Below are 22,477 nucleotides of genomic sequence, written 5' to 3' on the forward strand. Positions count from 1 at the left end.
TATCGGCGGCAGGCCCAGGGTTCAGTGGGTGCGGAAAACGCGGTGGTGCAGCCGGCGCAGCGACCACCACACGCCCACCGCCACCACCGGAATCGCCACGGCCGCCGTGGTCTCGGCCGACAGCGGCCAGCCCAGCTTTTGTGCGCCCTTGGCCAGGTAGCTCACCAGGCCCACGATGTAGTAGGTGATGGCCGCCACCGACAGGCCCTCCACGGTGGACTGCAGCTTGAGCTGCAGGTCCTGGCGCTGGTTCATGGTGGTCAGCAGCGCCTGGCTGCTTTGCTGCTGCTCGATCTCCACCCGCGTGCGCAGCAGGTTGCTCATGCGCGAGACACGCTGCGACAGCGCGTCCTGGCGCCGCGTGGCCCACTCGCAGGTGCTGCGCGCGGGCGTAAGCCGGCGGTCCATGAACTCGCGAATAGTCTGCATGCCGGCCAGGCGCGATTCGGCGATGTCCTGGATGCGGCGGTCCACCAGTTCAAAGTAGGCCGCGCTGGCCGAAAAGCGAGAGTGCGTGGCGGCGTACTGGCTTTCCACCTGCCCGGCCAGGCGGGTCAGTCGGTCGAGCAGCGCGGGCTCGGCATCGCGGTTGGCGGTGCGGATGGCATCGGCCAGCTCGGCCAGTTCGCGCTCGGCAAAGGCCAGCACGGTGGCGGCCTCGCGCGCCGCAGGCAGGCCCAGCAGTGCGGCCATGCGGTAGGTTTCGATCTCCAGCAGGCGCTGCACCAGCCGACCCAGGCGGCGCGGCGTCATGCCGCCCGCCAGCAGCACCATGCGCGAGAAGCCATCGGCGTGGATGGCAAAGTCGGTGTACAGCTCGCCATGCCCGTCGGCCACGGTGGAGGCCACCAGCGTGTCCTCGTGCAGCACATGCTTGACCAGCGAGCCCGAGCCAAACTGCTGCGTGGGCAGCACCCACAGGTTCAGGCTGCACAGGCAATGGCCCGGCAGGGCGGCCAGCCATTCGTGTGGAACCACATCGATGGCGCTGGTGGGCTCGCGCTCGCCAAAGGCCTCGGCGGACGCCGGGACCATGAAGGTCCAGGTGACGAACTCGGTGTGCAGCTCCCAGCGCAGCCGAAAAGCACCCAGGTCCATCCGCAAGTGGGTGGTCTGGGCATCGGGCAGCGCCATGTGGTGGTCGCGCAGCAGTGCCGCCACATGGGCGCGGCTGGCTTCGCGGCCCGCCGCATCGGCCAGCATGACGATGTGGGCAATGGCCAGCGGTGCTGCCAGGGCCTCGGGCGGGCGGGCGTGGATCTCGTTGTGCAGCATGACCCGGTGCGGGTGCTGCGTGGGGCGGTTGGGTGGTTGCATGCGGTCCTCGGTGCGCCATTGTGTACCGGGCCTTCGCCCTTTCCACCGAGTCACCGCCCCAAAAAGCAACGGCACCCGAAGGTGCCGCTGTGCTTGCAGCCGGGGCCCGCGCTGCGGGACCGGCGAACGGGGTAAGGGGCTCAGTCTTCGACGAAGGCCTCTTCGCGCTTGTTCTTCACGGCGGGCAGCAGCACGATGACGAGCAGCAGGGCAGCAGCCGCCAGCAGGCCGGCCGACAGCGGACGCGTGACAAACACGCTCCAGTCGCCGCGCGACAGCAGCAGCGCACGGCGCAGGTTTTCTTCCATCATCGGGCCCAGGATCAAGCCAAGCAGCAAGGGCGCAGGCTCGGTACCCAGCTTGTGGAAGATGTAGCCAATCAGACCAAAGATACCCACCATCCAGACGTCAAAGGTGTTGTTGTTGGTGGAATACACACCCACCGCGCAGAACAGCACGATGGACGGGTACAGCCAGCGGTAGGGCACCGTGAGCAGCTTGATCCAGATGCCGATCAGCGGCAGATTCAGGATCACCAGCATGGCATTGCCGATCCACATCGAGGCGATCAGGCCCCAGAACAGCTCGGGGTTGCTGGTCATCACCTGGGGACCCGGCTGAATGTTGTGGATGGTCATCGCACCCACCATCAGCGCCATCACGGCGTTGGGAGGAATGCCCAGCGTCAGCAGCGGGATGAACGAGGTTTGCGAACCCGCGTTGTTGGCGGCCTCAGGCGCAGCCACTCCGCGGATGTTGCCCTGGCCAAAGGGCACTTCGCCGGGGTGCAGCTTGGTTTTCTTCTCAATGGTGTAGGCAGCAAAAGCCGACAGCAAGGCACCGCCGCCGGGCAGGATGCCCAGGGCAGAGCCCAGGGCCGTGCCACGCAGCACCGCGGGGAACATGCGCTTGAAGTCCTGCGCCGTGGGGAACAGCCCCTCGACCTTGGCCGTGAACACCTCGCGCTCGTCTTCGGGGCGCGAGAGGTTGGCAATGATTTCGCCATAACCGAACACGCCCATGGCGATGGTCACGAAGCCGATGCCGTCGGTCAGCTCGGGAATGTCAAAGCTGAAGCGGGCCACGCCCGAGTTCACGTCGGTACCCACCAGACCAATCAGCAGACCCAGCACGATCATGCCCACGGCCTTGAGCAGCGAGCCCGAGGCCAGCACCACGGCGCCGATCAGGCCCAGCACCATCAGCGAGAAGTACTCGGCAGGGCCGAACTTGAAGGCCACTTCGGTCAGGGGTGGCGCAAACGCCGCCAGGATCAGCGTGCCCACGCAACCGGCAAAGAAAGAGCCCAGGCCAGCAGCCGCCAGCGCCGGCCCCGCACGGCCCTTGCGCGCCATCTGGTAGCCGTCGATCACAGTCACCACCGAGGACGATTCGCCCGGCAGGTTCACCAGGATGGCGGTGGTGGAGCCACCGTATTGCGCGCCGTAATAGATACCGGCCAGCATGATCAGCGCAGCCACGGGCGGCAGCGCGTAGGTGGCGGGCAGCAGCATGGCGATGGTGGCCACGGGGCCGATGCCAGGCAACACGCCGATCAGCGTGCCCAAAAGGCAGCCGACAAAGCAGTAAACGAGGTTCTGAAACGTGAAGGCGACGCCGAAGCCGAGCGCCAGGTTGTCAAACAATTCCATAGTGTGGGTGCTCCTGCCTTAACCGGAAATAAAACTGGGCCACACCGGGAACTGAAGCTTCAGCGCCCAGACGAATGCCACATAGCTGCCCACGGCGAGCACCGTGGCAAGTACAAACACCGACTTCGCATGGAACTCGTTGCCTGCCAGGCTGGCAATGAAGGTCAGCGCATAGATGCCGACGATCAGGCCCATGGCGGGAATACCCAGGCTGGGCAGGCCGGCCAGCAAAATGCCGAAGGCAAAGTTGGCGGCCAGAATGAAGAACAGCGGCTTCCAGGCCCATTTGCCGATCTTTTCACCGTCCACGGTTTCCACCACGGTGGCCTTGAACGTAATAACGCCGCCGATGATGGCCAGCAAAATACCCAGCAACAGGGGGAAATAGCCCGGTCCCATGCGGGCGCCGGTGCCGACGTTGTAAGTTGTGGCGCCCCAGGCGAAGGCCACGCCGACGCCCATGAACATGAGGCCGGCAAAAAAGTCTTTTTGACTCTTGATTTTCACGAATGTCTCCTTGGCGGAATCTCAACCACGGGATTGTGCGGGGAATGTGGGCGCATAGCGATGTGGATTCCACCTACATCCCGTCACAATCGCCGCCCGCTGCGGTGCGGCGCCCTGGGTGAGTGCGGGTTTACCCCGACTTGATCAATCGAGCGGCGGCGTCGCCGCAATCACCTCGTCCAGCGTGGTCAGCCCTTCGGCCACCCGCAGAGCGCCGGCCAGGCGCAAGGGGCGCATGCCGTCGGCCACCGCCTGGCGGCGCAGCACCTCGATCGAAGGCGCCTGGGTGATCTTGTCCTTGAGCGCCTCGCTCACCGTCAGCAGCTCGTAAAGCCCCATGCGCCCCAGAAAGCCCCCCATGCGGCAGTCCACGCAGCCCACGGGCTTGTAGGGCTGGTAGGCGCCCGTGATCTTCCAGGGCTTGACCACCTCGACCAGCGCCTCGGGGGTGGCCAACGTATCGGGCTGCTTGCACTGTTTGCACAGCGTGCGCACCAGCCGCTGGGCCAGCACGCCCAGCAGCGTGGCGTTGATCAGGTAGGACGGCACGCCCAGCTCCATCATGCGGGTGATGGCCGAGGGTGCATCGTTGGTGTGCAGCGTCGAGAACACCAGGTGGCCCGTCAGCGCCGCCTGGATAGCCATCTCGGCGGTTTCCAGATCGCGGATTTCGCCCACCATGATGATGTCCGGGTCCTGGCGCATCAGGGCGCGCAGGCCTTCGGCGAAGTTGAAGTCGAGCTGCGGCTGCACCTGCGTCTGGTTGAAGCTGGGCTCGATCATTTCGATCGGGTCTTCCACGGTGCTCACGTTCACCTCTTCGGTGGCCACGCGCTTCAAGGTGGCGTACAGCGTGGTGGTCTTGCCCGAGCCGGTGGGCCCGGTCACCAGGATGATGCCGTGCGGGCGCTTGACGAGCTGCTCCCAGCGCTGCGCGTCGTGCGGTGCGAAGCCCAGCGCGTCGAGGTCCTTGACGGTGTTGTCGGGGTCAAAAATCCGCATCACCATCTTCTCGCCAAACGCCGTGGGCAGCGTGGACAGGCGCATTTCCACCTCGTCGCCGCGCTGGTTGCGGGTCTTGATGCGGCCGTCCTGCGGGCGGCGCTTTTCCACCACGTCGATGCGGCCCAGCAGCTTGATGCGCGACACCATGGCGTTGTGCACGCCCATGGGCATCTGGTAGACCGGGTGCAGCACGCCATCGATGCGAAAGCGGATCACGCCCTGCTCGCGGCGCGGCTCCAGGTGGATGTCGCTGGCGCGCTGATCAAACGCGTATTGCCACAGCCAGTCCACCACCTTCACGACGCCCTGGTCGTTGGCATCGAGCTGCTTGTTGCTTTGGCCCAGCTCCACCAGCTGCTCAAAGCTGCTGCCCCCCGAGTTGCCGCCCGCCTTCTGCGCCGCCCGCACCGATTTGGCCAGCGCAAAAAACTCGGCCGTGAAGCGGTGAATATCCTGCGGGTTGGCCACCACCCGGCGCACCGTGCGGCGCGACTGGCGCTCCACCTCGGCCACCCAGTCGTCGATGAAGGGCTCGGCCGTGGCCACCACCACCTCCTTGGCCGTCACCTGCACCGGCAGCACCTTGTGCCGCTCGGCATACGAGGCGCTCATGGTGTCGGCCACGCGGCCCACGTCCACCTTGAGCGGATCGATGCGCAGGTAGTGCAGCCCGGCGCGCTGGGCCAGGTATTCGGTCAGCGATTCAATATCGAGCGGCTTGCCATCGCTGGCGCGCGCCATGGCGACGCTGGCCAGCCGCACCAGCGGATGCTGCGAGCTTTCGGCCTGCGAGCAGCGGGCGATGGTGCGGTGCGCCTCTTGCGGCGAGATCACGCCATCGGAGCGCAGCCAGCCCACCATGCTGCGCCAGTCCAGCGGACCCGCATGGGCCGCAGGCGCAGCGGGCGCGGGGAATTCGGTGAAGGTTTTCATCAGGGGCTTCGGTGTTCAGTTCAATGGCGAGGCGGAGCGGCGGACGGTCAGCCCGCCACGGGTTTGAACACGCGCAGCCATTTGGCCGAAGGGATGTCCCAGCGCGCCTGGATGGCCTCGGCCCGCGCGGCCAGCTCGGTGCGCTTGGGCCGGCTGGGCGTGCGCTGCGCCAGCACCACGGTGTTGCCCTCGCGGGTGGGCTTGAAGGCCCACAGGGCGTCTTCGCCAAAGGCGCTGGCCATGCTCTTGAGGCTGCGCTCGAAGCTCGACGCCCGGCCAAACAGGTTCACGGTCATGCAGCCGTCCTCGGTCAGCAACGCGCGGCAGTCGGCATAAAAAGCGGGGCTGTCTAGCACCGGCGCCGCGGCTTCGTGGTCGTACAGATCGACCGCCAGGGCGTCCACGGTGCCCAGCCACATCGGGTTGCGGATTTCCTCGGCCGCATCGGCCAGCACCACGCGCAGCTTGGAGCCATCGGGCGGCAGCTTGAACCACTGGCGGCACACCGCCAGCACCTGCGGGTTGAGCTCGATGGCGGTGGTGCACAGGCGCAGTTTCTTGTGGCAAAACTTGGTGATGGCCCCGGCCCCCAGCCCCAACTGCATGGCGTGGCGCTTGGTGACACTGGCGGGCTCAACAAACAGCAGCCAGGCCATCATGCGCTGCACATACTGCAACTCGATCTCGAACGGCTCGGCCACGCGCATGGAGCCCTGGATCCAGGGCGTGCCCAGGTGCAGGTGGCGCACCTCGCCATCGTCAGAGACGCTCACTTCGGGCAGTTCAACTTCGGTCTTTTTATTGCGGGCCATTCACACCAATCCATGCCGGGCCAGCAGTTCGGCCCAGGCGTTCAATTTACGTTCAAAACTCCACGACGCGTTGGCTGGGCTGGTGGAAGGCAGGCGGTGCACCGCCACCCCCAGCAACGCCGTGCTGCGCGCATGCTTGAAGCTTTCCCCGCCATTGTGGGCGATGGCCGCCAGCCGGGGACAGCGCGCGCGCAGGCTGGCGAAGTCGTTGACCTGCGCATTGCGGATGCGGGTGTCCAGGCTGCCCACCCGCTCACAGCTGGCGTACACGTCCCACAGGCCCAGCCCGCGCGCCAGCAGCCAGTCGCAGCGCTCGCCATAGTGCGCTGCGCCGGGCAGCGGGTGCTGCGGCCAGAGCGCCTGCAGGATGCGCCAGAAATGGTTTTGCGGGTGCGCATAGTATTGCCCCGCCCGCAGCGAGGCCGCGCCCGGAAAGCTGCCCAGCACCAGCACCACCGTGCGTTCGGACACCACGGGCGCCAGCCCCGTCAGGCGCTCGCCGCCGGGCGACGAGAGCGGTCTGGGCACATCGCGGGGTCGGGTGGCGCGGCCTGATGCCGCCTTGTTTTCCTTCATGGTCCGATTCTGGCCTGAATCCCGACATGCGGCCTTTTCACTATCAAATAAATAGCTGTCAGCGCTTATCTGAAAAGCGCCAGAGGCCAAAAATACCTCAAGCTTCCTGCACCAGCCCGGCCAGGCGCGGCAGCGCCGCACAGGCGTTGGCGGTGGTGCTGCGGGCCAATGCCTCCAGCGGCAGACCGCGCAGGCCCGCCACTACCGCGGCGATGCGCGGCAGCTCGGCCGGGGCGTTGCGCCCCTGGGGTTGTCCGGCGGCCCGCTGCCCGGCCGTGGTGTAAAGCCAGTGCGGCGGGATGTCGGGCGCGTCGGTTTCCAGCACCAGGGCCGATTCGGGCAACTCGGCCGCCAGCCGGCGCAATTGCAGTGCCCGGTCATAAGTCACCGCGCCGCCAAACCCCAGCTTGAAACCCAGCGCGATGAACGCCTGCGCCTGCTGCAGGCTGCCGTTGAAGGCATGGGCAATGCCGCCCGGCACGGCAATGTCGCGCAGGCCCTTGAGCAGCCTGTCCGCCGAGCGGCGCACATGCAGGATCACCGGCAAGTCAAACCGGCGCGCCAGTTGCAGCTGGGCACGGTAAAACTGCTCCTGCCGCGCGGGATCGCGCCCATCGACTGAACCATACCCCCACGCTCCCTCACTGCGTGTGGTCGCTGCCTCCCCAGGGGGCCGCTTTTGGCCTTGAGGCGGCCCGCCGGCAAAAGAATCAAGCCCGATTTCGCCGACGGCCACCAGGCGCGGGTCGTGGCGGTGCTGCTCCAGCGCCTGGGCCAGCAGCGCCAGGTCGGCATCGGCCGCCCGCGCGGTGTACAGCGGGTGAATGCCCAGGGCGTAGCTGTCGCCATGGCGGTGCGCCAGCTGGCGCACGGCGTCCCAGTTGGCGCGCTCCACCGCCGGAATCACGCAGTGCGCCACGCCCGCGGCAGCGGCCTGCTGGCGCACGGCCTCGCGGTCGGCGGCGAACTCGGCGGCGTCCAGGTGGCAATGCGTATCGATCCAGGAAGACATGCCGACATGATGCCCGACCAGCGCGCACCTGGCAGCGGCCCGGCAGCGGCCCGGCCACACAGCGGTCTGCATCAACCGGCGATCCGTGCTACTGTCAAACCCGTGCGCCACGCTCCGGCGCGACATTCCGTTTCCTCACCCCCGCGTGCCTGCAAAGGCGCGGCGCCCACAGCCCCCAAGGCGTGCGCACGGGCCGGGAAATGGCCATGGAACCAGAAGGTGACAGCATGCCCCGGCCCGCCCTCTACAGCAGTTCCCGCCCCACCCGGCGCCCGGCAGAACCGGTGGCCGCAGTGGCCAGCGCGCCGCAGCCGTCACCACCGCTGGCACCGCCCGCCGAGGCATCCGCAACCACTGTCGCCCCGCGCAACCACCTGCGCGCCCTGTGGGCCACCGTGGTGCTGCTCACCGCGCTGCTGCTGGCCAGCGTGTGGCTGCACCCGGGCACCACGCCCCGCCGCATCACGCAGGACGACATCGACGCTGCCGTGCTGCGCACCCTGGAGACCACCACCTTTCCATCGCCCGCCACAGCGGCAGTGGAGGCCGTGGCGCCCTCGGTGGTGCGTGTGGCGAGCTACACGCGCAGCAAGAACGGCAAGAAAGAGCTCGAGCGCGGCATTGGCACGGGCGTGGTGATTGTGGATTCGGGAATCATCCTCACCAACCTGCATGTGGTGCAGGGCGCCAGCCGCATCACCGTCACTTTTCACGATGGGCTGGAAACCACCGCCAGCATCACCGGTGTCCAGCCCGAAAACGACCTGGCCGTACTGCAGGCCCACAAGGTGCCCGACGACCTGGCCGCCGCGCCGCTGCGCTCCACCCAAGACCTGCGGGCGGGCGACCAGGTGGTGGCCATCGGTTTTCCGTTCGGCATCGGGCCATCGGCGTCGGCGGGCGTGGTGTCGGGCCTGGACCGTGAATTCGATCCGCCCGAAGGCACCCGTCCGCTCACCAACCTGATCCAGTTCGACGCGGCCGCCAACCCCGGCAATTCGGGCGGCCCGCTGGTCACCATGGACGGCGAGGTGGTGGGCATCGTCACCGCCATCCTCAACCCCACCGAGGCCCGCACCTTCATCGGCATCGGCTTTGCCGTGCCCATTGAAAACGCCGCTGCAGCCGTGGGCATGCCGCCGTTCTAGTTTCCACCCGTTTGTGCAAGGACGCCATGACACCCACCGCCACGCCCCCGGCCTACGGCCCCCACGCCCATATCGCCGCATCCACCGCCACGCTGATGGAACAGGTGCTCTACGAAGTCAAACGCGTCGTGGTCGGCCAAGACCGCTTTCTGGAGCGCGTGATGGTCGCCATGCTGGCCCAGGGCCATCTGCTGGTCGAAGGCGTGCCCGGCCTGGCCAAGACACTTACCGTCAAGACGCTGGCCAGCACCATCCAGGGCAGCTTCAAGCGCATCCAGTTCACGCCCGATCTGGTGCCCGCCGACCTGGTGGGCACGCGCATGTACAACCAGAAGACGGGCGAGTTCAGCACCACGCTGGGCCCGGTGTTCACCCACCTGCTGCTGGCCGACGAAATCAACCGCGCGCCCGCCAAGGTGCAAAGCGCCCTGCTGGAGGTGATGCAGGAGCGCCAGGTCACTATTGCCGGCGAAACCCACAAGGTGCCCGAGCCCTTTCTGGTGATGGCCACGCAGAACCCCATCGAGACCGAAGGTACCTACGCCCTGCCCGAGGCGCAGGTGGACCGCTTCATGATGAAGGTGCTGCTCGACTACCCCACCGAGGAAGAAGAGTTCGTGATTGCCCAGCGCGCGCTCGATGCGCCCGTGCAGGTACTGCCCGTGGCCACCACGGCACAGCTGTCGGCCTTACAGGCCGAGTGCCGCGCCGTGTATGTGGACCCGTCGCTGCTGCAATATGCGGTGAAGCTGGTGGCAGCCACACGGGCGCCCGCGCAGCACGGCATCCCGGATATTGCGCCGTTCATTGCCTGTGGCGCCAGCCCGCGCGCCACCATCTGCCTGGCCGAAGGCGCCCAGGCCCTGGCCATGCTGCGCGGGCGCGCCTACGTGCTGCCCGAGGACATGACCGACCTGGCGCCCGATGTGCTGCGCCACCGGCTGTCGCTGTCGTACGAGGCGCTGTCGGACGGGCTCGATGCCGATGCGCTGATTGCCCGCATCATGGCCAAGATACAGGCGCCTGCACGGCCTTTGCACCACGTGCAAAACAGCTTGAGCCCTCGCCATGAGCAAAAAGCCGCCTGAAACCACCCCCGGGCAGCCTCCACCCAGCTTGCCCGGCCAGGCCGACCGCCTGCTGCGGCAGCTGGAGTGGCATGTCATCCGGCGGCTCGACGGTCTGCTGCAGGGCGACTACCGCACCCTGGTGCGCGGCAGCGGGCTGGACCTGGCCGACCTGCGCGAATACCAGCCCCACGACGATGTGCGCCACATCGACTGGAATGTGACGGCGCGCCTGAACGCGCCCCATGTGCGCGTGTTCACCGAAGACCGCGAAATGTCGGCCTGGTTCCTGCTGGACCTCAGCCCCTCCATCCACTTTGGCCCGCAGGGCCACGCCAAGCGCGACATCCTCACCGGCTTTGTGGCCGTGCTGGCGCGCCTGCTCACGCGCCACGGCAACCGCGTGGGCGCCATGCTGTATGGCGCAGGCGGCACAACAGATGCAGAGGGCGGCGGCGCGCGCGCGATCGATGCCGTGCTGCCCCCGCGCAGCAGCCGCGCGCAGGTGCTGCACCTGGTGCACCGGTTGCTGCAGCAGGGCATCGTCAAGTCCGCCGGCGGCACGCAGCTAGGCTTGCTGCTGCAGGCCGGGCTGGGCGGCATTCGCCGGCGCTCCACGGTGTTCGTGGTGTCGGACTTCATCAGCGCGCCCGGCTGGGAAAAGCCGCTGGCCCAGCTGGCGCAACGCCACGACGTGGTGACCGTGCGCCTGTTCGACCCGCTCGAACTGGAGTTGCCCGACCTGGGCCTGGTGCTGTTGCGCGACGCCGAAACCGGCGAACAACTGCAGGTCGACACGCACGACAAGGCCTTCCGCCAGCGCTTTGCCCGCCTGGCCGCCGAGCGCGAGGCCACCCTGCGCACCGGCCTGGCCGCGGCGGGCGCCGACACGCTGGAGTTGCGCACCGATGACGACCTGATCGACGCCCTGTTGCGGTTCATGGACCTGCGCCAGCGCCGGGCCGGCCCGCGGCTGAGCGCTTTCAAACCCAGCCCCCGCACCGCCGCCGTTTAGGCCGCTGACTGACATCGACAAACCCAAGGACACCCGACCATGGTTTTTCTCTGGCCCACCCTGCTCTGGCTGCTGCTGGCGGTGCCGCTGCTGGTGGCGCTGTATGCCTGGCTGCTGCACCGGCGCAAGCAGCAGGCGCTGAACTACCCCAGCCTCGGGCTGGTGCGCGCGGCGCTCGGCCCCGGCCAGCGCCTGCGCCGCCATATCCCGCCCGCGCTCTTTCTGCTGGCGCTGGTGGCCCTGCTGCTGGCGGCGGCGCGCCCGCTGGCCGTCATCACGCTGCCCTCGGAGCAGCAGACCATCATGCTGGCCATGGATGTATCGGGCAGCATGCGCGCCGCCGACGTGGAGCCCGACCGCATCACCGCCGCGCAAAACGCCGCCAAGGCCTTCATCGCCGAGCTGCCGCGCCATGTGCGCGTGGGCATCGTGGCGTTTGCGGGCAGCGCCCAGCTGGCGCAACTGCCCACCCAGAGCCATGAAGACCTGATCAAGGCCATCGACAGCTTTCAGCTGCAGCGCGGCACGGCCACGGGAAACGGCATCATGCTGGCGCTGGCCACGCTGTTCCCCGACGCGGGTATCGACATTGCGGCGCTGGGCGGGCGCCAGGCCATGCGGCCGAGCTCACTCGACGAGGTCACCAGGCAGGACCCAGCCAAGACCTTCACGCCCGTAGCCCCGGGCTCCTACAACTCGGCCGCCATCATCATGCTGACCGACGGCCAGCGCACCACCGGGGTGGACCCGCTCGAAGCCGCCCAATGGGCCGCCGACCGGGGCGTGCGCGTGTACACCGTGGGCGTGGGCACGGTGCAGGGCGAAACCATCGGTTTTGAGGGCTGGTCGATGCGCGTGCGGCTCGATGAAGAAACCCTCAAGGCCGTGGCCTTGCGCACCCAGGCCGAATATTTCCACGCCGCCACGGCCGCCGACCTGAAGAAGGTTTATGAAACCCTGAGTTCGCGCCTCACGGTGGAAAAGCGAGAAACCGAAATCTCGGCCCTGCTGGCGCTGGTGGGTGCAGCGCTGGCGGTGCTGGCCGCCGGGCTGTCGGTGTGGTGGTTTGGGCGGGTGATGTAGTCATCATCACTATCAAAAAAGTAGCTGCTACCGCTTACCACATAAGCACTAGAGACCAAAATCACCTGATTAGCGACATACCTCAGATAACTTGCCCCCATCCGTTCGGGCTGAGCCTGTGGAAGCCAGGGCACTGCTTTGGCACGGCCCTTCGACAAGCTCAGGGCGAACGGGGTTGGTCTGAGGTATGCACCCAATCAGGCAAAAACACCAAAAGTCTCTATTAATCAACCAGTCCCCCGGGGCCATCCACCAAAGTGGCCAGCGGCAGATCGTGCAGTTCCTGCAGCAGCCGCACCAGTTGCTGCCCGGCAGCATCCACCACCGCCCGGCCCTTGTCGGCCGTGGCGGCGGCGGCATTGCCCACGGCACCGGCGACGTGGTAGTCCTGCATCTGCCAGCCCAGCTTGGCGCTTTTGCCGTTGCCCAGGATGGCGTAGCGCTCGGCGCGGTCCTGCGAGGTGGAGCGGAAGTCGCGCGCGTGCTCCATGTTCACCGTGGCGGGCGCCAGGTGCAGCATCATTGATGTCTCGATCTCGCCCGCATGGATGCCAAAGCGGTGCTCGTCGGCGCTGAACTGGCCGGCCACCGCATCGGGCAGCGGCAGGCTGAACCAGCTGGCGCTGTAGACCAGCAGATGGCTGCGCGTGCGCAACTCACGCGCCACGATGTCCATCACGCTGACCTGGCCGCCGTGGCCGTTGAACAGCAACAGTTTTTTCACCCCGGCGCGCGCCACGCATTCGCCAATCTCGGTCCACAGCGCGATCACCGTGGCGGGCGACAGCGTGAGCGTGCCCGGAAAGCGGATGTGCTCGGGGCTCAGCCCCACCACCTGCGGCGGCAGGAACAACGCGGGCAGCGCCGCGGGCAGCAACGGCAGCGCGGCGTCGATCACGCCCTGCAGCAGCGTCGCATCCACCGACAGCGGCAGGTGCGGCCCATGCTGCTCGATGGCCGCCACGGGCAGCACGGCCACCGTCTGCCGGGCCTGGCCGCTGGTGCGCAGCCGGGTGAAATCGCGGGTGGAGAGGTCGGCCCAGAAGCGCGACGGCAGGGGTGGGGTGGCAGCGGCGGTCATGGGTGCCATGGTAGTGGCAGCGGGGCCGGCGCCGATGCACGACAAAAACGACAGGAAACCACGTCACCGCAGCGCCGTGGTCACCAGCCAGTAAAGCAGGTGGCCCGCGCCCATGGCCAGCAGCAGAACCACCGCCCAACTGCTGGCCCGCGTGCTGAACCCACGGTGGCGCTGCCACGCACGCACCAGCAGCGCCATGACCAGCCCCACGCCGGCCAGCACGCCCCAGACCATCCAGATGAGGCCCAGGTAAATGCAGCCGAAGTTCTCGCAATACACCGTGAAGCCGTGGTACGACAACACTGCCAGCAACGCACACAGGCCCAGCAGCAGCCAGCCGCTGCCGCGCAACAGGCGGGTGAGCGAGCGTGACCAGAACGTCGCTCCAGGAACAACCACAGAAGCAGCAGAAGAAGAAGAAGAAGATGAGGAATGCATGGGAGTGGCTTTGCCCAACAGGAGCGTGACCGCCCCAACTATCCACCAGTTTGCAGCACCCCGGCCCACGGGTTGCAACGGCTTACCCCAACGGGCCGACAACGGGGACAATAGCGGCTCGCGCGCGGTCATTTGTCTTTTTGCAACCACCCTCCTGGGACTGCGGCGCCCACCTTCTGCAAGTCCGCCATGTCTTTGTCCCTGCGCTCTGTGTCCTTTGCTTCCTTGCGCCAGCACCGCTGGTTGCGCCGTGCCGCTGTTGCACTGGCGACCTTGATCGTGGTGTGGCTGGTCACCTGGCTGGCCGTTCCATCGCTGGCGAAAGGCCCGCTCGAGCGCATCGCCAGCGAACAGCTGGGCCGCCCGCTCACCGTGGGCACCATCGAGTTCACGCCCTGGACGCTGGAAATCACCCTGCGCGACATCGCCATCGGCGGCGCCCAGGGTGGCCCGCCGCAGCTGACCATTGCGCGCATCTATGCCGATGCCGAGCTGCAGTCGCTGCTGCGCCTGGCGCCGGTGGTGGACGCACTCACCATCGACGCACCCCACCTGCGGCTTGCGCACCTGACCGACGGCCACTACGACGTGGACGACATCCTGGCCCGGCTCACCGCCCCAGCGACAAACCCGCCAGCGGCCCCGTGCGGCTGGCGCTGCACAACCTCACGCTGAACGACGGCGCCATCGACTTCGACGACCGCACGGTGGACAAGACCCACGCCGTGCGCCAGCTGTCCCTCAAGGTGCCTTTCATCAGCACCCTGCCCGCGCAGCGCGATATCAAGGTCGAGCCGCACCTGTCGTTCGAGGCCGGAGGCAGCCGGTTTGACTCGTCGGCGCAGGCCACCCCGTTTGCCCAGTCCGGCAAGGGCGATGCCACGGTGAAGTGGGCGGGGCTCGATCTGGCGCCCTATTTGCCCTACCTGCCCGCCAGCCTGCCGGTGCGGGTGCAGGGCGCTGTCCTCGACCTGGACCTGAAGGTGGCGTTCGAGCAGGCACCGCGCCTGGCCGTGACGCTGTCGGGCCAGGTGCAGACGCACAACGTGCAGATCACCGACCGCAACCAGCAGCCCCTGCTGTCCTACGAGCGCCTCACGGTGGACATGGCCGATGTGCGGCCGCTCGACCAGGTGGTGCGACTGGCCCGCGTGGAGCTGGCATCGCCCGTCGTGACGGCCACGCGCAATGCCCGGGGCGAGATCAACCTCGCGCAGCTGGCCGTACCGGCTGCATCCCCCACAGCCAAACCAGCCACGCCTGCTGCACCGCCCCCCCAGGCCGCCGCCAGCGGCGCAAACCCACCGGCCAGCGGCGCCAGCAGCGCAACCCCGCCCGCAGCCGCGGCCCCGGCTGGACCGTGGCCGTGGCGCAGGCCGCCGTGCGCCAGGGCCAGCTGCGCTGGAGCGACCAGAGCACCCGGCCCGCCGCCGCGCTGCAGGCCACCGACTTCACGCTGGATGTGACCGATGTGACCTACCCCTTCAAGGCGCCGCTCACCTTCACGGGCGCACTGGGCGTGCAGGGCAGCAGCCTGTCGTTCAAGGGCCAGGCCACCGACCGGGCCGCCGAGGTGAACCTGTCGGCGAAGGCCCTCGCCCTGCAGCTGGCCGCGCCCTACCTGGCGCAGACCCTGGAGCCGGCCCTGACCGGCCAGATCAACGGCGAGATGGCCGTGCAGTGGCAAGCGCCCGCTGGCGACGCCGCCAAGGCAGGCGCTACGGGCATCACGCTTGGCGCCGGCCCCCTGGCGCTGGAGCAACTGGCGCTGCAACAGGGCAAGACCACGCTGGCCAGCGTGGGCAAGCTGGCGCTGGACGGCCTCAAGCTGAACCTGGACACCCGCACCGTGGACATCGCACGCCTGGGCATCACCCAGCCCAAAGCCACGGTGGAGCGCACCCCCGATGGCCGCTGGATGGTTGAGCGCTGGCTCAAGGCCGCGCCCGCCGCCTCGCCCGCCAGCGCCACCACGGCGGCAGCGCCCGCCTGGCGCGTGCGCCTGGGCGAGCTGGCCGTGGACGAGGGCAGCGTGGCCTTTGCCGACCGCGCCCAGCCCCGCCCCGTGGCGCTGAACCTGTCGGCGCTGAGCCTGCAGGCCCGCAACCTGGCGCTGGACGGCAGCAAGCCCGAGTCGCTGAATCTCTCGACACGGGTGGCTGCAGGCCGGGGCAACGCCGGCAAACTCGACTACCGGGGCACGCTGACGCCCCAACCCTTTGCCACGCAAGGCCGCCTGGAAGCCAGCCGCCTGCCCCTGCACGCCCTGGACGGCTACCTGGCCGACCAGTTCGCCATCGAACTGCTGCGCGCCGACGTGGGTTTTCGCGGCCAGGTGGCGATGTCCCAAAGCCCGCGCGGCACCACGCTGCGCGTGAGCGGCGATGCCGCCATCGACGAGCTGCGCGCCAACAGCACGGCCGCCGCCACGCCCAAGACCGCCGAGCAGGTGGGCGAAGAACTGCTGGCCTGGAAAAGCCTGGGCCTGCGCGGCCTGAGCGTGGCCCTGGCACCGAACACCGCCCCCCGCGTGGAGGTGAAGGAAACCAGCCTGGCCGACTTTTATGCGCGCATCACCATCAACGAAAACGGCCGCATCAACCTGAGCGACATCGCCAAAAGCCCTGCCGAGGTCAACAACACGCCTGCGGCAGCGGCCCAGCCCCCGCAAAGGCGGCACCCGCCGATACCGTGGCCTCGGCCAGCAGCCCGCCGCCCCCATCCCCACAGCCCCCGCCCGACCCGATGGCGCCGGTGGTGGTGTTCGGCCCGGTGAGCCTGGTCAATGGCAAGGTGCTGTTCTCGGACTTTTTCATCAAGCCCAACTACTCGGCCGACCTGACCGAGCTGACCGGCAAGCTCAGCGCGTTCTCTTCCCAACCCGCGGGCAGCGAGCCCGTGCTGGCCGACCTGGAACTGCGCGGCCGCGCCGAGGGCTCGGCCTCGCTGGAAATTACCGGCAAGCTCAACCCGCTGGCCAAGCCGCTGGCGCTGGACATTGTGGGCAAGGTGCGTGACCTCGAATTGCCGCCCCTCTCGCCCTATTCCGTCAAATACGCGGGCCACGGCATCGAGCGCGGCAAGCTCAGCATGGATGTCTCTTACAAGGTGCTGCCGAGCGGCCAGCTCACGGCCAGCAACAAGCTGGTGCTCAACCAGCTCACCTTCGGCGACCCCGTGGAGGGCGCCCCCAACAGCCTGCCGGTGCGGCTGGCCGTGGCCCTGCTGGCCGACAGCCATGGCGTGATCGACCTCGATCTGCCCATCAGCGGCTCGCTGAACGACCCGCAGTTCCGCATCGGCCCGGTCATCTTCAAGATCATCGTCAACCTGATCGGCAAGGCCATCACGGCGCCGTTCAGCCTGCTGGCCCGTGCCTTTGGCGGCGGCGACGAACTCAGCAGCGTGGCCTTTGCCCCGGGCAGCGCCACGCTCACGCCCGAGGCCCGGCAAAACCTGGACAAGGTGGCCAAGGCGCTGACCGAGCGGCCCGCGCTCAAGATCACCGTGACCGGCACGGCCAGCCTGGAGCGCGAGCGCGACGCCATCCAGCGCGAGCGCCTGCAAGAGCTGGTGCGCGCCGCCAAGCGCCGTGCAACCCCTGCCGACACCACCCCTGTGCAGGCCGCCGAATACCCGGCGCTGCTCAAGGAGGTGTACCGCCGCGCCGACATGCCCAAGCCGCGCAACCTGGTGGGCATGGCCAAGGACCTGCCCGTGCCCGAGATGGAGGCCCTGCTGCTGGCCCACCTGCCCGCCGCCACCGAAGACCTGGCCACCGAGCTGGCCACGCACCGCGGCCAGGCCGTCAAGGCCTATCTGGCCGAGCAAAAGCTGCCCGACGAGCGCCTGTTCCTGGCCGCACCCAAAACCACCGCGGCGGACGACAAATGGACGCCCCAGGCGCAGCTGAGCCTGGCGACACAATAGCGGTGACACATTTGACAGCGCCACGCGCAGGGTGCCCAGCGCCCGGCGCGCCCTGCCAAAGCGCACCGGAGCACCGGAACCAACCGCTGCGCCAGCGCTCACACCCTGTAACCATGCCTCATCGTCTGCTCTCGCGCCTCTTTTTCGCTCTGCTTTTCATAGCTGCTAGCGCTTTATGGATGGGCGCCAGCGCCCAATTCAGCCCAAAAATGGGGGCCAGCACCGGCAGCGTGGTCACCACGCCCCGTGTGCGCGCCGAACTCATCGCGCACGGCCCCGAAGGCGTGGGCCCCGGCCAGCCGCTGTGGCTGGGCCTGCAAATCACCCACCAGCCCGAGTGGCACACCTACTGGAAGAACCCCGGCGACTCGGGCCTGCCCACCGAGCTGACCTGGACGCTTCCCGCCGGCCTGACCGCCGGCGAAATCGCCTGGCCCGTGCCCCACACCATCCGCATCGGCACGCTGGCCAACCATGGCTATGAAGGCCAGGTGCTGCTGCCCGTACCAGTGCAGGTGGGCCCTGACTTCCAGGCGCCGCTGGCGGGCAACGGCACGCTCGATGTGCGCCTGCGCGCCACCTGGCTGGTGTGCCGCGTCGAGTGCATTCCCGAAGAAGGCGAATTTGCACTGCAACTGCCGGTGCGTGGCTCCACCGCGCTGCACGCCACCGCCTTTGCCCAGAGCCAGGCCGACCAGCCGCTGGCGCTGGTGGGCGACGGCCGGGGCGGCCAGGTGCGGGTGCAAGGCGAGCGCCTGCAGCTGACCGTGCGCGGGCTGCCCGCTGCCGCACGCGGCCAGCCGCTGGCCCTGTTTGCCGAAACGCCCGAAGTGCTGATCCCCGCCGCCGTGCCCGGCAAGGACTGGACGCAGGCCTGGAACGGCGATGTCTGGACTGCCGACCTGCCGCTGTCGCCCCAGCGCGGCGACACCCCCGCCAGCCTGCCGCTGGTGCTTGCGCTCGACCAGCGCCCCGCCGACCGGCAAGCCCCCCACGCCTGGCGCACCGTGGCCAGCGTGAGCGGCACCTGGGCCGCCGCCCGCGCGCCAGCGTGTCGCCCGCCCTCGCGGCGGCGCTGGCGGCCAACCAGGCCGAGTCCGCGCCGCCTGCTGCCCCCGCCAGCGCTCCGCTGGGCACGCTGCTGGCGGCGCTGGTCGGCGGGCTGCTGGGCGGCCTGCTGCTCAACCTCATGCCCTGCGTGTTTCCGGTGCTGGCCATCAAGGTGCTGGGCTTTGCGCAGCACGGCAGCAACCGGCGCGCGCAGCGCCTGGCCGGCGCGGCCTACACGGCAGGCGTGGTGCTGTCGTTTCTGGCGCTGGGCGGCCTGCTGCTGGGCCTGCGCGCGGCGGGCGAGCAGTTGGGCTGGGGTTTTCAGCTGCAGTCGCCCGCCGTGGTGGCCCTGCTGGCCGGGCTGTTCACGCTGATCGGGCTCAACCTGGCGGGCCTGTTCGAGTTTGGCCAGTTCGTGCCGGGGCGACTGGCCACGCTGCAGGCGCGCCACCCGGTAGGCGATGCGTTTTTGTCGGGCGTGCTGGCAGTGGCCATTGCCTCGCCCTGCACCGCGCCGTTCATGGGCGCATCGCTGGGCTTTGCCGTGGGCATGCCCGCCGCGCAGGCGCTGGCCGTATTTGCCGCGCTCGGCGTGGGCATGGCCCTGCCCTACCTTGCCGCCAGCCTGGTGCCCGCCGTGGTGGGCTGGCTGCCCCGCCCCGGCCCGTGGATGGTCACCTTCCGCCGCGCCATGGCGTTTCCCATGTTCGCCACGGTGGTCTGGCTGGTGTGGGTGCTGGGCCAGCAAAGCGGCATCGACGGCGCGGGCGCGCTGCTGGCGCTGCTGGTGGCCGGCAGCGCGCTGGTGTGGTCGCTTACGCTGCGCGGCCGCACCCGGGTGGTGATTGCTTCTGTTTTGATAGCTGGCAGCGCTTGGCTGATAAGCGCCATTGGCCAAAATGTCACCAAACCGGTGGAGAGCGCCGCCCAGGTTGCCGCCGACGCTGGCAGCGCCCCCCATGCCTGGCAGCTCTGGTCCGCAGACCGCGCGGCCGCGCTGATCGCCGCGGGCCAGCCGGTGTTTGTGGATTTCACCGCCGCCTGGTGCGTGACCTGCCAGTACAACAAGCGCACCACGCTGGTCGACCGCAGCGTGCTGGCCGATTTTGCCGACCGCAAGGTGGCCCTGCTGCGCGCCGACTGGACGCGCCGCGACCCCGCCATCACCGCCGCCCTCACCCAGCTCGGCCGCAGCGGCGTGCCGGTGTATGTGCTGTATGCACCCGGCAAGGCGCCGGTGGTGCTGACCGAGATCCTCAGCGTGGCCGAAGTGCGGCAAGCGCTGGCGGCGCTGTAGCCGCCAACGCATCCGGCCTGCGGCGCGGGGCGGGCGGGGGCAGACGCGCTTGCGTACACTGCCCCGCATGAGCCGCACCCCCGACACCATCAGCACCCTGCGCGACGTGCTGGGCCGCTGCCGCACCATTGCGGTGGTGGGCCTGTCGCCGCAGTGGCACCGCCCCAGTTTCTTTGCCGCCAAATACATGCAGGCGCACGGCTACCGCATCGTGCCGGTGAACCCGGTGGTGGCGCAGGGCGGCGGCAGCATTCTGGGCGAGCCCTGCTTTGCCAGCCTGCACGAGGCCGAGCAGGCCATCGCCCGCCAGGGCGGGCGCATCGACATGGTGGACTGTTTTCGCAAGAGCGAAGACATCGCGCCGCTGGCCGAGGAGGCCATCGCCATCGGCGCCAGCTGCCTGTGGCTGCAGCTCGGCGTGGTCAATGAAGCCGCCGCCCGGCGCGCCGAGGACGCGGGCCTGCAGGTAATCCAGAACCGCTGCGTAAAAATTGAGCATGCGCGCCTCTTCGGCGGCCTGGGCTGGATGGGCGTGAACACCGGCGTGATCACCGCCAAGCGGCTGCGGCAACTCCCTTATTGATAGCTGCCAGCGCTTTTCGCAAAAGCGCTGGAGGCATTTTTCATGCAAATAACCATGGCCCACACCCCTTCTTCCGGCGCCGACCACGCCTACGGCTTTGGCACCCGCGCCATCCACGCGGGCGCCCAGCCCGACCCCGTGACCGGTGCGCGCGCCACGCCCATCCACCAGACCACCAGCTTTGTGTTTGACGATGCCGAGCACGCCAGCAGCCTGTTCAACCTGCAGACCTTTGGCAACGTCTACAGCCGCATCAGCAACCCCACGGTGGCGGTGCTGGAAGAGCGCATCGCCAGCCTCGAAAACGGCCGCGCCGCCCTGGCCTGCGCCAGCGGCATGGCCGCGCAGATGGCGGCGCTGCTGGCCATTCTGAAAACCGGCGACCACATCGTGGCGGCCAACACGCTGTATGGCGGCACGGTGGGGCAATTGGGCGTGGGGTTCAGCCGGCTGGGCATCGAGACCACCTTTGTGGACCCGGCCGACCCCGAGAACTTTGCCCGCGCCATGCGCCCCAACACCCGCGCCGTGTACGGCGAAACCATCGGCAACCCGCTGGTCAACGTGCTCGACATCGCCGCGATTGCGGAGGTGGCGCACGCCCACGGCGTGCCGCTGGTCATCGACAACACGGTGGCCAGCCCCTACCTGTGCAATCCGCTCGATTTTGGCGCCGACATCGTGGTGCACAGCGCCACCAAATACATCGGCGGCCACGGCACCACCATGGGCGGCGTGGTGGTGGAAGGCGGCAAGTTCCCGTGGGACAACGGCAAGTTCCCCGAGATGGTGGAGCCCAGCCGCGCCTACCACGGCGTGAAGTTCTACGAGACCTTTGGCGACTTCGGCTACACCATGAAGGCGCGCATGGAGGTCAACCGCACCTTTGGCGGCGTGCTCTCGCCCATGAACGCCTGGCAGCTGCTGCAGGGCGCCGAGACGCTGCACCTGCGCATGCGCGAGCACTGCCGCAACGCGCTGAAAGTGGCGCAGTTCCTGCAGGGCCACCCGAAGGTGCAGTGGGTCAACTACCCCGGTTTGAGTGGCTCGCCGTACCACGCGCTGGCACACAAGCAGTTCCGCGCGGTGGACGGTCACCCCGGCGCCTCGGGCATCCTGACCTTCGGCGCCAAGGGCGGGGCTGCCGCAGGCGAGAAGTTCATCGACGCCTGCGAGTTTTTGAGCCACCTGGCCAACATCGGCGACGCCAAGACGCTGGTGATCCACCCGGCCTCGACCACGCACCGCCAGCTCAGCGAAGACGAACTCGCCCGCGCCGGTGTCAGCGCCGACATGGTGCGCCTGAGCGTCGGCATCGAGGACGTGGACGACATCCTCTGGGACATCGACCAGGCGCTGGAGCGCGCCACGGCATAGGAGCCTGGGCTGTCAGTGCTCCTCTGGCGGCATGCGCCGGGCTGCCACGCGGCAGCGCTGCCAGCGTCGCCCCCGCTGCACGGCCGGCGCCAGCCACAGGATGTGCACCACCACATACCCCAGCGCCGCCAGCAGTACGCCCAGCCCGGGCAGCCCCACCAGCAGTGGCACACCCAGGGCCTGCACCCACGCGGCCAGGGCCTGCAGGGTGAAGTCGCCCCCGGGCGCCACGCTGCCCCAGGCGGGCATGACCTGCTCTCCCGGCATCACCAGCGCGCCCAGGTAAAAGGCCAGCGCATACAGCGGCACGATCGTCAGGGGGTTGGTATAGAACGTGGTCATGCCCCCCGCCACCACATTGCCCCGCAGCCAGGCGCAAGCCAGCAGGGTGCCGGGCAACTGCAGCGGGCCGGGAATGAGCCCGCAGAACATCCCCGCTGCCACGCCCCGGGCCAGGGGCTGGCGCTGAAAACGGAACAGCGCGCGCTGCTCCAGCCAGGGCTGCAGGCTCAGCAGCCAGGGCCAGTCCATGTGGCCCCGCACGCGGGGCTCCAGCCCCCGCAACCAGCGGCGCAAGCTGCACAGCATCTGCAT

16 protein-coding genes and 2 pseudogenes are annotated in these 22,477 nt (G+C 68.5%); 8 read left to right on the forward strand and 10 right to left on the reverse strand.

Annotation, left to right across the window (positions count from 1 at the left end):
• Positions 1 to 21: 21 nt before the first annotated feature.
• From CBP34_RS17155 to CBP34_RS17185, 7 genes are all read right to left on the reverse strand, one after another.
• Positions 22 to 1,317 carry a DUF3422 family protein gene (locus tag CBP34_RS17155; protein ID WP_094098741.1) on the reverse strand — a complete coding sequence of 432 codons (1,296 nt, stop codon included), beginning with the start codon at positions 1,315 to 1,317 and terminating at the stop codon, positions 22 to 24.
• 140 nt (positions 1,318 to 1,457) lie between these two features.
• Positions 1,458 to 2,969 (reverse strand): tripartite tricarboxylate transporter permease, encoded by a 1,512-nt coding sequence (locus CBP34_RS17160; RefSeq protein ID WP_094098742.1) that lies wholly within the window; start codon positions 2,967 to 2,969, stop codon positions 1,458 to 1,460.
• Between the two features lie 18 nt (positions 2,970 to 2,987).
• Positions 2,988 to 3,476, reverse strand: a complete 489-nt coding sequence (locus tag CBP34_RS17165; protein WP_087743534.1) for a tripartite tricarboxylate transporter TctB family protein — start codon at positions 3,474 to 3,476, stop codon at positions 2,988 to 2,990.
• Between the two features lie 144 nt (positions 3,477 to 3,620).
• Positions 3,621 to 5,414: a type IV pilus assembly ATPase TfpB gene (tfpB, locus tag CBP34_RS17170; RefSeq protein WP_094098743.1), complete on the reverse strand. Its 1,794-nt coding sequence runs from the start codon at positions 5,412 to 5,414 to the stop codon at positions 3,621 to 3,623.
• Positions 5,415 to 5,461: 47 nt separating this feature from the next.
• Entirely contained in the window at positions 5,462 to 6,226 is a 765-nt protein-coding gene (locus CBP34_RS17175) for a class I SAM-dependent methyltransferase (protein WP_094098744.1), read from the reverse strand.
• Entirely contained in the window at positions 6,227 to 6,802 is a 576-nt protein-coding gene (locus CBP34_RS17180; protein WP_236748448.1) for a DNA-deoxyinosine glycosylase, read from the reverse strand.
• A gap of 97 nt (positions 6,803 to 6,899) precedes the next feature.
• On the reverse strand, positions 6,900 to 7,814 hold the full coding sequence (locus CBP34_RS17185; protein ID WP_094098745.1) for a TatD family hydrolase: 915 nt from the start codon (positions 7,812 to 7,814) through the stop codon (positions 6,900 to 6,902).
• 227 nt (positions 7,815 to 8,041) lie between these two features.
• Here CBP34_RS17185 and CBP34_RS17190 point away from each other — a divergent pair, with 227 nt between their 5' ends.
• Genes CBP34_RS17190 through CBP34_RS17205 form a run of 4 tightly spaced genes read left to right on the forward strand, consistent with a single transcriptional unit; the run spans position 8,042 to position 12,127 of the window.
• Entirely contained in the window at positions 8,042 to 8,962 is a 921-nt protein-coding gene (locus CBP34_RS17190) for a S1C family serine protease (protein WP_094099245.1), read from the forward strand.
• A 26-nt stretch (positions 8,963 to 8,988) separates the two neighbouring features.
• Positions 8,989 to 10,050 carry an AAA family ATPase gene (locus tag CBP34_RS17195; protein WP_094098746.1) on the forward strand — a complete coding sequence of 354 codons (1,062 nt, stop codon included), beginning with the start codon at positions 8,989 to 8,991 and terminating at the stop codon, positions 10,048 to 10,050.
• Positions 10,031 to 11,044: a DUF58 domain-containing protein gene (locus CBP34_RS17200; protein WP_094098747.1), complete on the forward strand. Its 1,014-nt coding sequence runs from the start codon at positions 10,031 to 10,033 to the stop codon at positions 11,042 to 11,044. The genes CBP34_RS17195 and CBP34_RS17200 overlap by 20 nt, the downstream gene beginning before the upstream one ends.
• A gap of 39 nt (positions 11,045 to 11,083) precedes the next feature.
• The gene (locus CBP34_RS17205) at positions 11,084 to 12,127 is read left to right on the forward strand and encodes a VWA domain-containing protein (protein ID WP_094098748.1); all 1,044 of its coding nucleotides are present in this window, start codon (positions 11,084 to 11,086) and stop codon (positions 12,125 to 12,127) included.
• 223 nt (positions 12,128 to 12,350) lie between these two features.
• On the opposite strand, the gene CBP34_RS17210 is transcribed toward CBP34_RS17205, so the two are convergent.
• A complete protein-coding gene (locus tag CBP34_RS17210) occupies positions 12,351 to 13,208 on the reverse strand; it encodes a creatininase family protein (protein ID WP_094099246.1) in 858 nt (285 codons plus the stop codon).
• 63 nt (positions 13,209 to 13,271) lie between these two features.
• On the reverse strand, positions 13,272 to 13,646 hold the full coding sequence (locus tag CBP34_RS17215) for a hypothetical protein (protein ID WP_236748449.1): 375 nt from the start codon (positions 13,644 to 13,646) through the stop codon (positions 13,272 to 13,274).
• A 189-nt stretch (positions 13,647 to 13,835) separates the two neighbouring features.
• Between CBP34_RS17215 and CBP34_RS20495 the strand changes: the two are divergent.
• The 4 genes and pseudogenes from CBP34_RS20495 (at position 13,836) to CBP34_RS17245 (ending at position 21,883) form a co-directional block, all read left to right on the forward strand.
• Positions 13,836 to 17,576: pseudogene (locus CBP34_RS20495) on the forward strand (DUF748 domain-containing protein).
• 179 nt (positions 17,577 to 17,755) lie between these two features.
• A pseudogene (locus CBP34_RS17235) lies at positions 17,756 to 19,923 on the forward strand (protein-disulfide reductase DsbD family protein).
• A 67-nt stretch (positions 19,924 to 19,990) separates the two neighbouring features.
• Positions 19,991 to 20,506: a CoA-binding protein gene (locus tag CBP34_RS17240; RefSeq protein WP_094098752.1), complete on the forward strand. Its 516-nt coding sequence runs from the start codon at positions 19,991 to 19,993 to the stop codon at positions 20,504 to 20,506.
• A gap of 54 nt (positions 20,507 to 20,560) precedes the next feature.
• Entirely contained in the window at positions 20,561 to 21,883 is a 1,323-nt protein-coding gene (locus tag CBP34_RS17245; protein ID WP_094098753.1) for an O-acetylhomoserine aminocarboxypropyltransferase/cysteine synthase family protein, read from the forward strand.
• A 12-nt stretch (positions 21,884 to 21,895) separates the two neighbouring features.
• On the opposite strand, the gene CBP34_RS17250 is transcribed toward CBP34_RS17245, so the two are convergent.
• Positions 21,896 to 22,477, reverse strand: a complete 582-nt coding sequence (locus CBP34_RS17250) for a DUF2062 domain-containing protein (RefSeq protein WP_261340891.1) — start codon at positions 22,475 to 22,477, stop codon at positions 21,896 to 21,898.

This window comes from Acidovorax carolinensis, from assembly GCF_002157145.1.
GTDB lineage: Bacteria > Pseudomonadota > Gammaproteobacteria > Burkholderiales > Burkholderiaceae_C > Acidovorax > Acidovorax carolinensis.

Bases quoted from the DNA above. Each gene is read 5' to 3' on its own strand.
- CBP34_RS17250 (WP_261340891.1), bottom strand. From the start codon at position 22,477: ATGCAGATGCTGTGCAGCTTGCGCCGCTGGTTGCGGGGGCTGGAGCCC.
- CBP34_RS17200 (WP_094098747.1), top strand. From the start codon at position 10,031: ATGAGCAAAAAGCCGCCTGAAACCACCCCCGGGCAGCCTCCACCCAGC.
- CBP34_RS17245 (WP_094098753.1), top strand. From the start codon at position 20,561: ATGGCCCACACCCCTTCTTCCGGCGCCGACCACGCCTACGGCTTTGGC.
- CBP34_RS17190 (WP_094099245.1), top strand. From the start codon at position 8,042: ATGCCCCGGCCCGCCCTCTACAGCAGTTCCCGCCCCACCCGGCGCCCG.
- CBP34_RS17180 (WP_236748448.1), bottom strand. From the start codon at position 6,802: ATGAAGGAAAACAAGGCGGCATCAGGCCGCGCCACCCGACCCCGCGAT.
- CBP34_RS17160 (WP_094098742.1), bottom strand. From the start codon at position 2,969: ATGGAATTGTTTGACAACCTGGCGCTCGGCTTCGGCGTCGCCTTCACG.
- CBP34_RS17205 (WP_094098748.1), top strand. From the start codon at position 11,084: ATGGTTTTTCTCTGGCCCACCCTGCTCTGGCTGCTGCTGGCGGTGCCG.
- CBP34_RS17185 (WP_094098745.1), bottom strand. From the start codon at position 7,814: ATGTCTTCCTGGATCGATACGCATTGCCACCTGGACGCCGCCGAGTTC.
- CBP34_RS17175 (WP_094098744.1), bottom strand. From the start codon at position 6,226: ATGGCCCGCAATAAAAAGACCGAAGTTGAACTGCCCGAAGTGAGCGTC.
- tfpB (WP_094098743.1), bottom strand. From the start codon at position 5,414: ATGAAAACCTTCACCGAATTCCCCGCGCCCGCTGCGCCTGCGGCCCAT.
- CBP34_RS17215 (WP_236748449.1), bottom strand. From the start codon at position 13,646: ATGCATTCCTCATCTTCTTCTTCTTCTTCTGCTGCTTCTGTGGTTGTT.
- CBP34_RS17210 (WP_094099246.1), bottom strand. From the start codon at position 13,208: ATGACCGCCGCTGCCACCCCACCCCTGCCGTCGCGCTTCTGGGCCGAC.
- CBP34_RS17195 (WP_094098746.1), top strand. From the start codon at position 8,989: ATGACACCCACCGCCACGCCCCCGGCCTACGGCCCCCACGCCCATATC.
- CBP34_RS17240 (WP_094098752.1), top strand. From the start codon at position 19,991: ATGAGCCGCACCCCCGACACCATCAGCACCCTGCGCGACGTGCTGGGC.
- CBP34_RS17155 (WP_094098741.1), bottom strand. From the start codon at position 1,317: ATGCAACCACCCAACCGCCCCACGCAGCACCCGCACCGGGTCATGCTG.